Below are 15,205 nucleotides of genomic sequence, written 5' to 3' on the forward strand. Positions count from 1 at the left end.
GAAATTGTGTCGAGGAGGAGCTGGTCGCCGGAGGGGCGCCCTCGCCCGCGGCGCAAGCGGTGGACTCTGAGGAGGGTCTGCGAAAGGGCCTCAATAGTGAGTAGCCGGTGGATACCCGAGAAGAAGGGTCCACGTCGACGTCACTCAGGCTCGGTGGGACACTCTTCACCGTAGACGGATTCCTCGGTACTCCAACGTCCTTGGTCAACATCCGCAAGAACCTGTTCCATAGTGGAAGCTCTCGGGTCCCAGACTGCCCCGGCCATGAAAGCCTCCCGAGATGGAGGAGTATCAACTGAGTATCCCAGGGATTCCAAGCACGGAATCGTGTCATCTACCCAGTGGTCATACAAGACCCCTCGCCCATCGGCGTCCAAGGCGCCGCGAAATTCTTGAGCGATTGGATATTGAGCATTGCAAGTATAAATTGCCAGCGAGAATGCCTCACCTTGCCCCTCCGGAACTTCCCACTCCAGGTTCAACGAGTCTGGGTCGGACACCGTGAATCCTGATTCGGCCATACAGTCTCGAACAGCGACCATTTGGTCCTCAGGGGAAACCTCTCGGACAACTGTAACATCCGGTGGATCATCTACGCCGAGAACTTCGGCGTAGTCTTTTAGTTCGTTTTCTCTTTCTGGCGATCCAGTGCTGCCAGCATCATCACTGTTGTCGGAGTTACTTGAAGCGCACCCACTAACTGTTACCGAAATAAATGCCGCAACTGCACCCATCGACGAAAGTCGGCTATTCCTCATCAAGTTTTAATCCTAGTTGGCTAGTACGAGGTGAAGAACGAACCTACTGACCCCAGGCTCTTGGAAGCATACCCTCAAGCGTTTGCCATCCGGTGGGGCTCTGACAGCCCTGCTTTACTTGTCGCCCTGTAGATTTCATACTTATTGAATACGGGAGCTGCCTGAACTTCACAACATCCCCTCGGAATCCGTAGATGCGATGATTCTGATATCCTGCGCGGTAACCTCGACTAGCCGCGTTCTGACCAGTCGCGCAGAACTTCGACCCCGTGTCTGCAGTATCGCATAGGCCAGCGTTGCAGTGCCGCCTGCCCCAGCTTGGGCGATAATGGTACCTCCCCTAATCAAGGCAGTCAAGACTCCCATCTGAATCAGTTGCGAAGCCAGAGGTGAACAGGAAGACGTTCGTCACGCGGTCGAGTCTTACGGAGTTCGGAGGATGCGGACGGGGTCTCGGGTGGCGGCGTACAGGGCGGGGGGTATGGCGGCGGTGGTCGCGGCGATGAGGGCGAGGGTGGCGGTGCCGGTGGTGAAGTCGGCCGGGGGGACGGTGTCCGGGCCGAGGCGGGCGGCCAGGGCCAGCCCTGCTGCGACCCCGAGGGCGGCGCCGAGGATGGCGGGGGTCAGGGTGCGGCCGATCACGAGGGTGATGATCGTGGCCCTGGTAGCGCCCAGGGCGCGGCGGCGGCCGAGGTCCTTGCGGCGGACGAGGACATCGGCCAGGACGACGATCGCCACGAGCAGGGCACCGCCGCCGAGCACCCCGAGCAGCAAGGTCGCACCGAACGCGGCAAGGTCGCCGGTGACCTGGCCCTGCAGGTCGGCCAACGAGACGGGGGAGGTGATGGTGACCGCGTCCGGGGTGGGCGGGTCGACCAGAGCCAGGACACTGGCCTGGGTGGCCTGCGCGGCCGATGCGTCGGTCAGCACCACCTGCAGGGTGTCCATCGGCTGGTGGCTGGGCGCGACGTACAACACCCCAGCGGCGTAGTCACCGAACGGGTCCCTGGGGGTGAACGTCCCGACCACGGACCAGTCGTCGACCTCGCTGGTCGAGGCCAACGCGACCCACCCGACCGGGTCGGCCATCCCGAGCTGTGTCATCGCGGTGTCGGTGACGATCGCCTCGCCCGGGCCGGGCCAGCGCCCCGCCGTGAGGTCGGCGACCGCGGCCAGGTCACCATGCACCCCCCACGCGGGCACCCGGGTCCCGCCCTGCCCGATGACCCCGTTGACGACATCGACCGGGATCAGGGTCCCCACCCCACGCTCCACGGTCGACAGGGTGCTCGCCTGGTCCACCACCGTCGCCGGCAGCAGACCCTCACCACGTGCGTCGGCAACGGCCAACACCCGGGACCCGGCCTCGTCCAACCGGTCCGTCAGCTGTTGCTCCGCGGCGGCGGTGCGGCCCACGGTGGCGATCGTGGCCGCGCACATCACCGCGACCAGCAACCCGACCAACGCCGAGGGCACCTTGGACGCCCACGCCGTCGCGGCCGCCTCCCGCAACACCAGCACCCACCTCATAGGGCCAGCACCTCATCCGCATGGTCCAGCACGAACGGGTCGTGCGTGGCGATCACCACCGTCCGCCCCCCAGACCCACCCCCTGCGGGCGCCTCGCCCGCCCCCTTCCCCGGATTCTCTGCCGCCTGATCGGGGCCGCCGGCGGCTGCGGACAGCGCTGCCAGCACCCCGGCGGCATTGTCCCGGTCCAGGTTGCCCGTCGGCTCATCGGCCAGCACGACCACCGGGTCGGTCACCAGGGCACGGCACACCGCCACCCGTTGCGCCTGCCCACCGCTGATCTCTCCCGGCCGGTGACCCGCCCGCGCCGAGACCCCCATCTGCTCCAGCAACCCCGAGCCGCTGGCCCGGGCATCACCCAGCCGCCACCCGGCATACAACGCAGGCTCGATGACCGAGTCCAGCACGGTCCGGGTCGGGTCCAACGCCGCATCCTGGAACACGAACCCGATCCGGTGCGCCCGCACCCGCACCCGCGCCGCATCCGGCGCGGCCGAGACCGCCTCACCGTCCAGCAGCACCCGCCCCTGCGACGGGGTCAACATCAACCCCAGCACGTACAGCAACGTCGACTTGCCCCGCCCCGACGGGCCCGTCACCGCCGTCACCACCCCCGGCGTGAACGCGTGGGACAACCCCCCGAACAGTTCCTCCGCACCCCGCCGGTAGGCGAACGACAGGTCCTTCACCGCCAGCAACGTCTCACCCGCCCTCGGTGGTATCCGCGCCCTCGCCCGAGACAGCAGCCGGCTCGCCGGTGACCAGGACCGGCATGCCGGGCTCGATGCCGTCGCCGTCCACGATCGCGATCCCCTGACCCGAACCGATGACCTCGACATCCACCTCCCCCTGCCCGGTGACGAGATATGCCGTCCCGTCGGCCCGGGTGCGCACCGCCGCTGCCGGGACACTGGCACCCTCGACCCGCGGCGTGATGACGACCTCAGAGCGCAACGTGACCTGCTCATCCCCCGGCAGCACCCCACACTCGTCCCCGCACACCGGCCCACCGTCCGGCGCGGTCAGCTCGAACACCGTCGACCCCGACTCGTCCACCTCCGACCCGGCGATCACCCCCGTCTGAGTGTGCCAGTCTGAAGTGGCCCCACTTGGAGGTGTAGTGCTGGTCTGAAGTGGCCCCACCCTCGACCCCGAACTTCCCTCTACTGTCCGGATCGTCTGCCAAGGCGATCACGGAGGTGGAGGGTGAAGGAGAGATCGAGAGTGGAGCAGTTCGAACGTATCCGACGCGACCGGCGCGATGAAGGCCTGTCGATCAGAGAGCTCGCCAGGAAGCACCGTGTGCACCGGCGCACGGTCCGTGCGGCGTTGGCCGACGCGGTCCCACCGCCACGGAAGGTGCCCGAGCGTGAGGCACCTGTCACGGGTGCGCACGTGGAACTCGTGCGGTCCTGGTTGACGCAGGACCTGGACGCGCCCCGCAAGCAGCGGCACACCGCCCGCCGGGTCTGGCAGCGGCTGATCGAGGAGGAAGGAGCGGTCGTGGCCGAGTCCACGGTGCGCAACCTCGTGGCCGGCCTACGCGCCGAGGTCGCCGGGTCACAGACCCAGGTGATGATCGTCCAGGAGCACCCGCCGGGTGAGGAGGCCGAGGTCGACTTCGGTGAGTTCCGCGCCAGCATCGGCGGCGTCGTGCTGCGGCTGTGGATGTTCTGCATGCGCCTGTCGCACTCGGGCCGGGCGTTCCACTACGCCTACGCCAACCAGTCCCAGGAGTCTTTCCTGGACGGGCACGTGCGCGCGTTCGCCGCGTTCGGCGGGACACCGACCGGGATGATCCGCTACGACAACCTCAAGCCCGCGGTCATCCGGTGCGCGTTGGGCAGGGAACGGTTCGAACACCCACGCTTCGTTGCCCTGCGGTCGCACTACGGCTTCGACTCTTTCTACTGCCAGCCCGGGATCGAGGGCGCGCACGAGAAAGGCGGGGTCGAAGGAGAGATCGGCCGGTTCCGTCGCCGGCACCTGACCCCGGTCCCGCACGTGGGCTCCCTGGCCGCGCTGAACGAGGCGATGGCCGCCGCCGACGCCCGCGACGACGCCCGCCGCATCGGCGCCCGCCGGGTCACCGTCGGAGCCATGTTCGCGGACGAGGCCCCGCTGCTGCTGGCGTTGCCACCAGTCCCCTTCGACGCTTCGGCGGCACTGTCGGTGCGGGTGGACGCCAAGGCGCGAGTGTGCGTGCGCCAGTCGTACTACTCGGTCCCGGCCCGCTACGCCGGGACCCGCCTGGACGTCGCGCTCGGCGCCACGACCGTGCGGGTGCTGGACCGCGGCACGGTGATCGCCGAGCACGTCCGCTCCCTGCACAAGGGCTCCCAGGACCTGGTGCTGGACCACTACCTGGAGGTCCTGACCCGCAAACCCGGCGCCCTGGCCGGCTCGAGCGCGTTGGCGACCGCCCGGGCGAACCGGACGTTCACCCCGGTCCACGAGGCGTACTGGAGGGCCGCCCGTGCCCGCCTGGGCGACAGCGGCGGCACCAGGGCGTTGATCGAGGCGCTGCTGCTGCACCGCACCCTGCCCACCCACGCGGTGCTGACCGGGATCACCGAGGCCACGACAGCCGGGGTCTTCGACGCCGACGTCATCGCCATGACCGCCCGCCGGCTCCTGCACGCGACGCCCAGCCCGCCACCGGTGCCCGTGCCCGAGGGTGCACCACCAGCGGCCCTGGTCCACCGCCCGGCGCCCTGCCTGGGTTCCTACGACCAGCTGCTCACCGGGGCCGGAGCATGAGCGCGGCCACGCCAGCGGTCACCGCGCTCGGTGCCGACGCCGCCCAGGCCGCGGTCACCGCCGCCGCCAAGGCCCTGGGGCTGCCGACCGTGCGGGAGGAAGCCGCCCGGTACGCGGCCGCGGCGGCCAAGGCCCGCCTGACCCACCTGGCATTCCTGGCCGAGGTGCTCTCCGCCGAGTGCGACGACCGTGAGCACCGGCGCCGACAACGTCGGATCAACGAGGCCAAGTTCCCCCGCCACAAGCGCCTGTCCGACTTCGACACCGCCCGCCTGCCCGACCTGCCCGCCGCGACCCTGGCCCACCTGGGCACCGGCGCGTGGATCGAGGCCGGGCAACCGCTGGTGCTGCTCGGCGACTCCGGAACCGGCAAGACGCACCTACTCATCGCCCTGGGCATGGCCGCGGCCGAGCAGGGTCACCGGGTCCGCTACATCACCACCGCGGCCCTGGTCAACGAGCTGACCGAGGCCGCCGACGACAAGCAGCTCACCCGCGTGGTCAACCGGTACGCCCGACTGGACCTGCTGTGCCTGGACGAGATCGGCTACGTCCACCTCGACCCCCGCGGGGCCGAGCTGCTCTTCCAGATCATCACCGCCCGCGAGGAACGAGCCTCCATCGCCTGCGCGTCCAACGCCCCGTTCAGCGAGTGGGGCACCACCTTCACCGACCCCCGACTGGCCGCCGCCGTCGTCGACCGGCTCACCTTCAACGCCCACATCATCAACACCGGCACCCAGTCCTACCGACTCGCTACCACCCGCACCCGCCAGGAGGTGACCCCACCACGCTGACCCCCTCCGGGGAGACCGAGCACCATCGACACGCCCTCAGCCCCCCCCCCCCCCCCCGAGGGTGGGGCCAAATCAGAACAGCACAGTGGGGCCAAATGGACTTGTCATTCTCACCCGTCCACTGCTGGTCCTCGAAGCTCATCTCCACGGTCGCCTCGGCCGGGATCAACCGGGCCTGCTCCGCGGTCACCACCAGCACGAAGTCCCGTTCCCCCGTCGGCGCCAGCACCGCGTCCTCACCACCCGACACCTGGGCCCCCACGCTGATCGCCTCACCGACCGTGACCGTGACCGGCAGGTCCGGCACCGCGACCAGCTCCCCCAAGCCCACCACCCCAGACTCCGGCAACCCCTGCTCCTCCTGCCACGCCTCCACCGCATCCTCAGTCGCCTGACCGAAATCACCATCGGCCTCAGCGTCCAGGTACCCCCCAGCGGCGAGCAGCTCCTGCAACGCGGCCACGTCCTCACCGCGCACACCCCGCGACAGCTCCCGCCAGAACGGTTCCTGCGCCTGCACCACCCTCACCGGTGTCCGCCCCACCACATACACCACACCACCGGACTCCACCCGGCCCGGCGACGTCGAGGTCACCACCCCAGACAACCCGTTCACCGCCACCACCCCCACCGGCTGACGCACTGTGGTCGACAACGGCAACGACCGCCCCACCGACCCCGGCACCACCTCACCCCACACCACCTCACCGGCGGCCGGCGAGCTCGACTCGCCCACCGAGCTGTCCGGCAACGTCGCCCGCGACGCCCACCAAGCCGCACTTCCAGTGCCTGAAACCAACAGCAGGACTAATAGGATCCCTACGATTCGGCGCACTTCTGTCTATTCCGTTGTTTCGTTAGCCGCTGTTTCCGGCAGATCTGGACACTGTGTAACCCAAGCGTTCATGTGTTCCAACGATCCTTCGTCCACCGACTGCTGCAGTTCAAGATTGAATCTTTCAACATTGACCCAATTTGGATTTGCTATAAATGCTTCTTTTGACGGAATCTCCCCCAAATCGATGCCAAACTGTTCTCGCATGCACGGGATCCACGATGACTTCTGGTGTTCATAAACCCTGGCCCAGTCATCGGGATTTGCATCGCGGGCGTAGTCGAACTCTAATGGGTACTGTGCTCGGCAAACTTCATCTGCACGTATGAAATCTTCATCCTGAGCCTCCGTGAACGGGCCGTACTCCCTGCTGCCATCTTCGGCTATGCCGGAAGGAGGGAACCCAGCATGCTCTAGGCAGTGGAAATGGCTGACCTGTGGTTCAGCCGCAGCTGCCCTCGCATTGGGAACGGCAGTCCTCGCTCAAGCGGCCGGGGGTAGACAAACTGGAGCCGCAACTGGCCGCAGTGTTCTAGCGGGAAGATCTTGAGCCTCACGACGCAGATGGATCCTGGCATGCAGGCGCACGGGTACAAGAGCACAAGCAACGCGACCACCTACCGGTACTCCCCCCACTACACTGGGTGGTACAGCTCCAATGGCGCCTGGTCGAAGTCGAAGATCAGGTACAAGGACTTCGGCAACGGTGTTTGGGGTACTTTCTGCGCCGCGAGGTGACGTTCCCCCGATCCAAGCGGACCTTGTAGTTGCGGAAGGGGTACCTCTTCTCGTGAGGGATGACGAGGGGCACTCCTCCCGTACTGCCTGTGGCGGAGTCTTGGTCGCTAGGTACCTACCGGGAGGCTGGTCTGGTCACTCGCGAATCCCGTCGTTCCTTGTCGTGCCCGCGAGGTTCGACCAGACCGTGTCGTCCCTGGTGCTGGACCGCGAAGGCTGACATTTCTCGCCGCGCCGCGCGGTCCTGGGGGGCCAGGCGGGCGAGCAGGGAGCCCTCAGGTGGAAGACAAGGTGCCTGTGTCTAGCCCGTGACCCACCGCCGAGCCTCACCCGCCGCCCCGGAGCTCATCGGCTGGAGGCGAGGGCGGGCACGCATCCAAGAACTCCTCGAATGAGTCCCATCGACCGGTCGACAGAGCGTCCTCGGTGACCTGCTGCTCCACCTCCGCCACCGGGTTCCACCGGGACTCCGGCCCGGTGTCCAGATACGTCTGCAGCGTCGGCGGATCGGCTACCTCATATCCCAGCTCGCGGATGCACGGCACCGTCACCTCGACCTGGTGCTCGTACACCCGGGTCCACTGCCCGTCACCCGGCCGCCTCGGCGCGGTCCATCGCGGCGTAGATCCGCTTGGGCGAGACCGGGGCAGGCGTGCCGAGGCGCTGGGCGAAGAGGGAGACCCGCAGCTCCTGCAGGGACCACACGACGTCCCGGACGTCCGGGTCGCCCCGGCGGTGCGGCGGCAGCCCGTCGAGGAAGGACGCGAGCTCGGACTCGACGACACCGACGTCCTCCCTGCGCTGCCGGTCGCGGTTCAGGTCCTCCACGCCCTTGTCCAGCCGCTCGGCCATCCCGCGCAGCCACACCACCATCCGCGGGAGCCGGGCATACCCGACGTCGGTAACGAAGCCGGGCCGCACGAGCGCGTCCAGCTGGCGCCGCAGGTCGGTGGCGAGGTCCGCGGCGGCCGGCGCGTCCAGCCGCTGCAGCCGCAGCGACACCTCGCGCGCCGTGTCGAGGATCGGCACGAGCGACTCCACGATCTCCAGCACCCGCGGCACGGTCTGCTGGCGGACCCCGACCAGGGCCGCCTCGAACTGCGAGGGTGTGCGGACCGTGGCCCCCGGCTGCTCCGCCACGACCGAGTCGACCGCCGCAGCCAGCGCGTCCTCGAGCAGCGCGGGCACCGAGCCGTGCGGGTTGTGGCCCAGCGACAGCTTCTGCTGGTTGGACAGCAGCGCCAGCAGCCGCTTCCACGGCGGCGTCGTGCCGAGCAGCAGCAGCCGCCGCACCCCGCGCCGCGTCTCCCGGTCCGCCTCGGAGCGGGTCGCCAGCACGCGCACGTCCACCGCGTCACCGGTGTCGACCAGCGCCGGGTAGCCCTGGACCTCACGCGGCCCGACCTGGCGGCTGAACGTCTCGGGCAGCGGGTCCAGGTCGGCGGGCCACGCCGTCAGCCCGGTCCGCTCCACCCCCGAGGCCGCGGCGGCCATCGAGCTGCGCACCGCGGGTGCCAGCTCCTCCTGCAGCGAGGCGAGGTCCTTGCCCTCGCCCAGCACCTCGGCGCGGCCGCGACGTCGGTTCCGGCCCTTGCCCGGCCGGGCGGCGCGCTCCACCCGGAAGGTCATCCGCAGGTGGTCCGGCACCCGCTCCCAGGCCATGTCCCCCGGGTCCACCCGCGCCAGACCGCGGCCGGTGAGCTCGTCCGCCAGCGCCTCCCGGACCGGCACCCGGCCGACGACCCCGGCCTCGCGCATACCCCGCAGCGCGGCGCGCGCGTGGTCCGGCGCCGGCACGAAGTTGCGGCGCACGTCCTTGGGCAGCGCCTTGACCAGCGCCGTGACCAGCTCCTCGTGCATCCCGGGCACGAGCCAGTCGAAGCCGTCCTCCTGCACCTGGTTGAGCACCTCGACGGGCAGGTGCGCGGTCACCCCGTCGGCGTCCGCGCCCGGCTCGAACTGGTAGGTCAGCCCGAAGGTCAGCTCGCCCTGGCGCCACTGCGTCGGGAAGTCGTCGGTGAGCCCGCTCACCCGGTCGCCGGCGTCGCCCACGAGCAGGTCCTCGGTGAAGGTCAGCAGCTGCGGGTCCTCGCGCCGCGCGGTCTTCCACCAGGTGTCGAAGTGCGTGCCGGACACCACCTCGGCCGGGATCCGCGCGGAGTAGAACTCCACGAGCGTCTCGTCGTCGACGAGGATGTCGCGGCGCCGCGCGCGCTCCTCGAGCTGGCCCAGCTCGCGCACCAGCCGCCGGTTGGCGTGGAAGAACTCGTGCCGCGTCTCCCAGTCCTCCTCGACCAGCCCCTGCCGGATGAAGAGGTCACGCGCGGTCTCCGGGTCGATCCGCCCCAGCGGCACCGCACGTCCCGCGACGAGGGGTATGCCGTAGAGCGTCACCCGCTCGTCCGCGACCGCCGACCCGGCCGAGCGCGACCAGCGGGGCTCGCTGTAGGACCGCTTGACGAGGTGCGCGGCGGCCCGCTCCACCTCGGCCGGGTCGATGACGGCGTTGGTGCGGGCCCACAGCCGGGTGGTCTCGACGAGCTCGGCGCTCATGACCCAGTCGGGGTTCTTGCGGTGCAGCACCGAGCCGGGCTGGATGACGAAGCGGGCGTTGCGGGCGCCGAGGTATGCCCGTGCCTCCCGCTCCCACATCCCCACGTTGGACAGCAGCCCGGTGAGCAGGGAGGAGTGCACCTGGTCGCTGTTCGCCGGGTGCTGGTTGAGCTCCATCCCGAGCTGCTTGACCGCCCGCCGCAGCTGCGTGTGCAGGTCCTGCCACTCCCGCACCCGCAGGTAGTGCAGGAACTCGGCCTTGCACATGCGCCGGAAGGCGCTGCCGGAGAGCTGCTTCTGCTGCCGCTGGAGGTAGCGCCAGAGGTTGAGGATGACGAGGAAGTCGCTGTCGACGACGTCCTTGTCGCCCTTGTCGTCCGGTGCCGGCCGGTGGGGGTTCGGCGGGCCCTGGGCCCCACCGGTGCGGCGGAAGCGGGCGTGCGCCTGGTCGGCCTGCTGCTGCCGGTCGGACGGACGCTCGCGGACGTCCTGCATGGACAGCGCCGCGACGACGACGAGCACCTCCTTGAGCGCCCCCTGCCGCTCGGCCTCGATGAGCATCCGGGCGAGCCGGGGGTCGACCGGCAGGCCGACGATGGCCCGGCCGTAGGGGGTGAGGCGCTTGCGTGGCAGGTGCGCGGGCGCCTTGGGGTCGATGGCCTGCAGCTCGGTGAGCAGCCGGACGCCGTCGGCGACCTGCCGCGAGTCCGGCGGCTCGAGGAAGCCGAACTTCTCGATCTCCCCCAGGCCCAGGTTGGTCATCTGCAGGATGACGCTGGCCAGGTTGGTCCGCAGGATCTCGGGGTCGGTGAACTCGGGCCGGCCCGCGAAGTCCTCCTCGCTGTAGAGCCGGATCGCGATGCCGTCGGCGAGGCGCCCGCAGCGCCCGGCCCGCTGATTCGCCGACGCCTGGCTGATCGGCTCGATCGGCAGCCGTTGCACCTTGAGCCGCTGGCTGTAGCGGCTGATCCGCGCGGTGCCGGTGTCCACGACATACCGGATCCCGGGGACGGTGAGCGAGGTCTCGGCGACGTTGGTCGACACGACGATGCGGCGCCCGGTATGCCGCGAGAAGACCCGGTGCTGCTCGGCCGCGGAGAGCCGGCCGTAGAGCGGCAGGACCTCGGTGCCGGGAAGGTCCAGCCCGCCGAGCGCGTCGCACACGTCGCGGATCTCCCGCTCGCCGGAGCAGAAGACGAGCACGTCCTCGCCGAGGCCGTCGCGCCCGGTGTCCTCGGTCCACAGCTCCTCGACCGCCTCGACGACGCCGGTGACCTGGTCGATCTCGACCTCCCGGGGCTCGGCGTCGGCCCCGCCGCGCCTGCCGGGCTCCTCACGGGTGAGCGGCCGGTAGCGGACCTCGACCGGGTAGGTGCGCCCGGAGACCTCGATGACCGGTGCCGGCCGCCCCTGCTCGTCGGCGAAGAAGGCCGCGAAGCGCTCGACGTCGATGGTGGCCGAGGTGATGATGACCTTGAGGTCTGGCCGGCGCGGCAGCAGCCGGCGCAGGTAGCCCAGGATGAAGTCGATGTTGAGGCTGCGCTCGTGCGCCTCGTCGATGATGAGGGTGTCGTAGCGGCGCAGGTCCCGGTCCCGCTGCAGCTCGGAGAGCAGGATGCCGTCGGTCATGACCTTGACGAGGGTGTCGGCGCGGGAGACGTCGGTGAAGCGCACCTGGTAGCCCACGACGGTGCCCAGCTCGGCGCCCAGCTCCTCGCTCACCCGCTCGGCCACCGACCGGGCGGCGATCCGGCGCGGCTGGGTATGCCCGATCATGCCCTCGACGCCGCGTCCCAGCTCCAGGCAGATCTTCGGCAGCTGGGTGGTCTTACCAGAGCCGGTCTCCCCCGCGACGACGACCACCTGGTGGTCGGCGACCGCGCGCAGCAGGTCCTCGCGGCGCTCGGAGACGGGCAGCTCGGGCGGGTAGTGCAGCGAGCCGGGCTTGGGCTGCGCCTCCCGACGCGCCGCGGCCGCCGCGGCGGCGTCGGTGCCCCTCGGCGACCGGCTCTGCCCCCGCCTGCCGCGCCGACGACCGGTGCCGTCCTTGCGGTCACGTCGATCTGGCCCAGGCACGCCCTCCACTCTAACGAGCGGCTGCCACCCGTTTCCGCCCTCGGCCGCCCCGGGCGGCCCGGCTCACGTGGCCCGGCTCAGGCGGCGCCGGTGCGCGGCACCAGCCCGGCGGCCACCGGCAGGTGGGTCACCCCGGCGTGGGTGGCCAGGTAGGTCCCCCACAGCCGCAGCCCCGCGGCGTCGCAGGCGTCGAGGGCGTACTGGTGCAGCGCGCGGTCGATGTCGGTGACCCCGCCGCGCGGCCGGGCGATCGCCAGCACGAAGCCCGGCGTGTCCGGCAGGTCGGCGATGACCGCGATCATCCGGGCCACCACCCCGACCGGGTCCTCCTGCTGCACCTCCCCCACCACGACGGGCTGGGCCAGGGCGCCACCGGGCCGCAGGAGCAGGAAGCCGAGGGCGCCGGCGCGGCGGTCCGCGTCGCTCACCACCAGGTCGACGACGTCGGCGGCCAGCACAGGGTCGTCGAGCGGTCGGGCGGGCCAGTCATCAGGAAGGTTCTCGAAACTCATGGTCGCCACCCTGCCGCGAACGCCCCCGCCCGCGCAGAAGTTGTCCACAGCCCCCGGCATACCTCGAACCAGCGGACGGAGGGTATGCCCGGTCGGCGCAGGGGCGGGTATGCCCCCGCGCACCCCTCAGAGCAGCTGCGAGAGCGCGTGGATGGCCAGGCCCACGAGGGCACCGACGATGGTGCCGTTGAGCCGGATGAACTGCAGGTCACGGCCGACGTGGAGCTCGATCTTGTCCGAGGCCTCCCGGGCGTCCCAGCGCGCAATGGTGCCGGAGATGACCGAGGTGAGCTCGGTGCCGTAGCGCTGCACCAGCGAGACCACGGTGTCCGCGGTCCACGCGTCGAGTCGCGCCTGCAGCCGCTCGTCCTCGACGAGCCGACGGCCCAGCTCCTCCAGCCCCGTGCTCATCCGCGTGCGCAGCGTCCCCTGCGGGTCGTCCAGCGCGTCGAGCACCGACGTGCGCAGGGTCTCCCCGAGCGCGACCCCGGTCGCGCTGACCTGAGGGTGCTCCAGCACCCGCTCCTTGAGCGACTCGAAGCGCTCCTGGGTCCGGTCGTCGTGCTGCAGGTCGCGGCCCAGCTCGGTGAGGTAGGCGTCGAGGGCGTAGCGCACGCTGTGCTCCGGGTCGTCCTTGACGTCGCGGGCCCACCGCAGCACCTCGGTGTAGACCCGCCGGGTGACCTGGTCGTTGACCCAGGCCGGCGCCCAGGCGGGCGCCCGAGAGCGCACGATGTCCTCGACCTGGTCCTGGTGCAGCGCCAGCCAGGCGTGCAGCTCGCGGGCCGCGAGGTCGACCAGGCCGCGGTGCGAGCCGTCCTCCACCACGCGCTCGAGCAGGTGACCGGCGACCGGCGACAGCGGCTCCTGGCGCACCCGCGGCAGGATCACGTCGTCGACGAAGACGCGGATCTCCTCCTCGTCCAGCCGCTCCACCGCGCTGCGCAGGAAGGGCGCGGCCTCGGAGACCACGCGCTCGGCGTGCTCCGGCCCGCGCAGCCACTCCCCGACGCGCAGCACGACCCGCGCGTCCAGCAGCTTGTCCCGCAGCACCTGCGGGGTGAGGAAGTTGTCGCCGACGAACTGCTCCAGGCTCGCCCCGAGGTCGTCCTTGCGGCGACGCACGAGGGCGGTGTGCGGGATCGGCAGCCCGAGCGGGTGCCGGAACAGCGCGGTCACGGCGAACCAGTCGGCGATCGCGCCGATCATGCCCGCCTCGGCGCCCGCGTTGACGTAGCCCCAGAAGCCCTCGCGCTCGTGCGTGAGCACGTAGATCACCGCCATGAGCACGAGCAGCCCGGTCGCGACGATCCGCATCTGACGCAGCCCGGCACGACGCGACGCGTCGTCCTGGCGCATCACGGTGCTCTCCACGAGTTCCTCCTGCGGGTATGCCGTCGGCGCGGCTCAGTGATCAACCACCCTCGTCGACCACCCTATTCCGCCCACATGGGAGCAGGATGGGAGCCATGACCGAGGAACGGGTCGACGCGGCCCTGACCATCCACGCTCCCGCTGACGCGGTCTTCGCCGTGCTCACGGACCCACGCACGCACGCAGCCATCGACGGCACCGGCTGGGTGGACGGGTCGTTGCAGGAGGCGCCGCTGCGCGAGCCGGGTCAGCTGTTCCGCATGCGGATGTACCACCGCGACCACCCGGACGGGTACGACGACATCGTCAACGAGGTCCTCGACCTCGAGGCGCCGCACGTCGTCTCCTGGCGTCCCGGCTACGTCGGTGACACCGGCGGGCTCGAGTTCGGCGGCTGGGTGTGGCGCTACGACCTGCAGGAGGTCGGGCCGGCCGCACCCGCGTCGTGCACACCTACGACTGGTCGGCGGTCGGCCCAGGGCCGCGTGCATACCTCGACTTCCCGCCGTTCCCGCCGGACCACCTGGCCAGCTCCCTGGACCACCTCGCCACGCTCGTGGCCGGGAGTCGGTGACCACCGGGGCCCGTCGACGGTCAGGTCCTGGGCGGTCGGGAACCCTCCGGACCGTCGCGCCGAGAGCCCTGCGGAGCCGTCGTGGTGAGGCCGGCCAGCAGGAGATCCAGCCCGTGCTCGAAGGCCTCGTCAGCACGGCGGGTGGGCCTGGACCCGTGCTCGGCAGCGATGGCGGCCAGCACCCAACGGGCCATGGTGTCGAAGGTCCTCTGCGCCTCGTCCGGGTCCAGCCCGGCCCGGACCAGGGCGGCGACATCGGGTGCCGTGCGTTCGTCCCGGTCGTCGACGCTCCCGGCGCCGCGGCCACCGACCCGGTCCAGCATGACCCGGGCGAGCCCGGGGCGTGCCAGGTAGTAGTCGCGCATCGCCAGCGCATCCGGGCGGGACAGCGCGACATACTCCTCGAAGCTGGTGACCCCTGCCAGCGAGGTCTCCCCGGCGTCGTCGAAGTCGATCGGGACCCGGCGCGCCACGAGGTCGAGCAGCGCCTCGCGCCCGGCGACGTGGTGGTACAGCGCGGGAGCACTCACCCCCAGACGTGCCGCCAGCGCTCGCATGGTCAGGGACTCGACACCGGCCTCGCAGATCATCGCGAGCGCGGCATCCGCGATGGACTCCTGGGTGATCTTGACCCGGGGGTCACCGGGTCGCCTCGGCTCCACCACGCCCGTCCTTCCTCTTGACCTCTACCTTCACAG

At 70.3% G+C, this 15,205-nt stretch carries 13 protein-coding genes; 3 read left to right on the forward strand and 10 right to left on the reverse strand.

Annotated features, from left to right (window positions below; translation table 11 throughout):
- Positions 1-140: 140 nt before the first annotated feature.
- From SGUI_RS17320 to SGUI_RS17810, 4 genes are all read right to left on the reverse strand, one after another.
- A complete protein-coding gene (locus SGUI_RS17320) occupies positions 141-758 on the reverse strand; it encodes a hypothetical protein (protein WP_157621740.1) in 618 nt (205 codons plus the stop codon).
- Between the two features lie 423 nt (positions 759-1,181).
- Positions 1,182-2,288 carry an FtsX-like permease family protein gene (locus SGUI_RS04615; RefSeq protein ID WP_066636894.1) on the reverse strand — a complete coding sequence of 369 codons (1,107 nt, stop codon included), beginning with the start codon at positions 2,286-2,288 and terminating at the stop codon, positions 1,182-1,184.
- Positions 2,285-2,986: an ABC transporter ATP-binding protein gene (locus SGUI_RS04620; RefSeq protein ID WP_066636897.1), complete on the reverse strand. Its 702-nt coding sequence runs from the start codon at positions 2,984-2,986 to the stop codon at positions 2,285-2,287. Before SGUI_RS04620 ends, SGUI_RS04615 begins: the two co-directional genes overlap by 4 nt.
- A 4-nt stretch (positions 2,987-2,990) precedes the next feature.
- Positions 2,991-3,362, reverse strand: coding sequence for a hypothetical protein (locus SGUI_RS17810; RefSeq protein ID WP_066636900.1), 372 nt, complete (start codon positions 3,360-3,362; stop codon positions 2,991-2,993).
- 132 nt (positions 3,363-3,494) lie between these two features.
- Between SGUI_RS17810 and istA the strand changes: the two genes are divergently transcribed.
- On the forward strand, positions 3,495-5,048 hold the full coding sequence (gene istA, locus SGUI_RS04630; RefSeq protein ID WP_066636904.1) for an IS21 family transposase: 1,554 nt from the start codon (positions 3,495-3,497) through the stop codon (positions 5,046-5,048).
- Positions 5,045-5,845 (forward strand): IS21-like element helper ATPase IstB, encoded by an 801-nt coding sequence (gene istB / locus SGUI_RS04635; RefSeq protein ID WP_066636906.1) that lies wholly within the window; start codon positions 5,045-5,047, stop codon positions 5,843-5,845. The genes istA and istB overlap by 4 nt, the downstream gene beginning before the upstream one ends.
- Here istB and SGUI_RS04640 read toward each other — a convergent pair.
- The 5 genes from SGUI_RS04640 to SGUI_RS04660 form a co-directional block, all read right to left on the reverse strand.
- Positions 5,805-6,581, reverse strand: coding sequence for a peptidoglycan-binding domain-containing protein (locus SGUI_RS04640; protein ID WP_066636908.1), 777 nt, complete (start codon positions 6,579-6,581; stop codon positions 5,805-5,807). The genes istB and SGUI_RS04640 overlap by 41 nt on opposite strands.
- Positions 6,582-7,744: 1,163 nt before the next feature.
- Positions 7,745-7,990, reverse strand: a complete 246-nt coding sequence (locus tag SGUI_RS04645) for a hypothetical protein (RefSeq protein ID WP_066636911.1) — start codon at positions 7,988-7,990, stop codon at positions 7,745-7,747.
- Positions 7,991-8,006: 16 nt separating this feature from the next.
- On the reverse strand, positions 8,007-12,047 hold the full coding sequence (gene hrpA, locus SGUI_RS04650; protein WP_191090949.1) for an ATP-dependent RNA helicase HrpA: 4,041 nt from the start codon (positions 12,045-12,047) through the stop codon (positions 8,007-8,009).
- A 77-nt stretch (positions 12,048-12,124) separates the two neighbouring features.
- The gene (locus SGUI_RS04655; protein WP_157621741.1) at positions 12,125-12,559 is read right to left on the reverse strand and encodes a hypothetical protein; all 435 of its coding nucleotides are present in this window, start codon (positions 12,557-12,559) and stop codon (positions 12,125-12,127) included.
- Positions 12,560-12,685: 126 nt separating this feature from the next.
- Positions 12,686-13,933 carry a DUF445 domain-containing protein gene (locus SGUI_RS04660; protein ID WP_237141454.1) on the reverse strand — a complete coding sequence of 416 codons (1,248 nt, stop codon included), beginning with the start codon at positions 13,931-13,933 and terminating at the stop codon, positions 12,686-12,688.
- Positions 13,934-14,028: 95 nt separating this feature from the next.
- Between SGUI_RS04660 and SGUI_RS04665 the strand changes: the two genes are divergently transcribed.
- Positions 14,029-14,595, forward strand: a complete 567-nt coding sequence (locus SGUI_RS04665) for an SRPBCC family protein (protein WP_202816609.1) — start codon at positions 14,029-14,031, stop codon at positions 14,593-14,595.
- Here the strand turns inward: SGUI_RS04665 and SGUI_RS04670 are convergent.
- Positions 14,528-15,169 (reverse strand): TetR/AcrR family transcriptional regulator, encoded by a 642-nt coding sequence (locus tag SGUI_RS04670; protein ID WP_157621742.1) that lies wholly within the window; start codon positions 15,167-15,169, stop codon positions 14,528-14,530. The two genes, SGUI_RS04665 and SGUI_RS04670, sit on opposite strands and share 68 nt — an antisense overlap.
- Between the last annotated feature and the right edge of the window lie 36 nt (positions 15,170-15,205).

It is taken from the genome of Serinicoccus hydrothermalis, from assembly GCF_001685415.1.
GTDB lineage: Bacteria > Actinomycetota > Actinomycetes > Actinomycetales > Dermatophilaceae > Ornithinicoccus > Ornithinicoccus hydrothermalis.

What these genes read in the sequence shown, in the direction of transcription:
- SGUI_RS04655 (WP_157621741.1), bottom strand. Translation starts at nt 12,559, where the DNA reads ATGAGTTTCGAGAACCTTCCTGATGACTGGCCCGCCCGACCGCTCGAC.
- SGUI_RS04615 (WP_066636894.1), bottom strand. Translation starts at nt 2,288, where the DNA reads ATGAGGTGGGTGCTGGTGTTGCGGGAGGCGGCCGCGACGGCGTGGGCG.
- istB (WP_066636906.1), top strand. Translation starts at nt 5,045, where the DNA reads ATGAGCGCGGCCACGCCAGCGGTCACCGCGCTCGGTGCCGACGCCGCC.
- SGUI_RS04665 (WP_202816609.1), top strand. Translation starts at nt 14,029, where the DNA reads ATGACCGAGGAACGGGTCGACGCGGCCCTGACCATCCACGCTCCCGCT.
- SGUI_RS17320 (WP_157621740.1), bottom strand. Translation starts at nt 758, where the DNA reads ATGAGGAATAGCCGACTTTCGTCGATGGGTGCAGTTGCGGCATTTATT.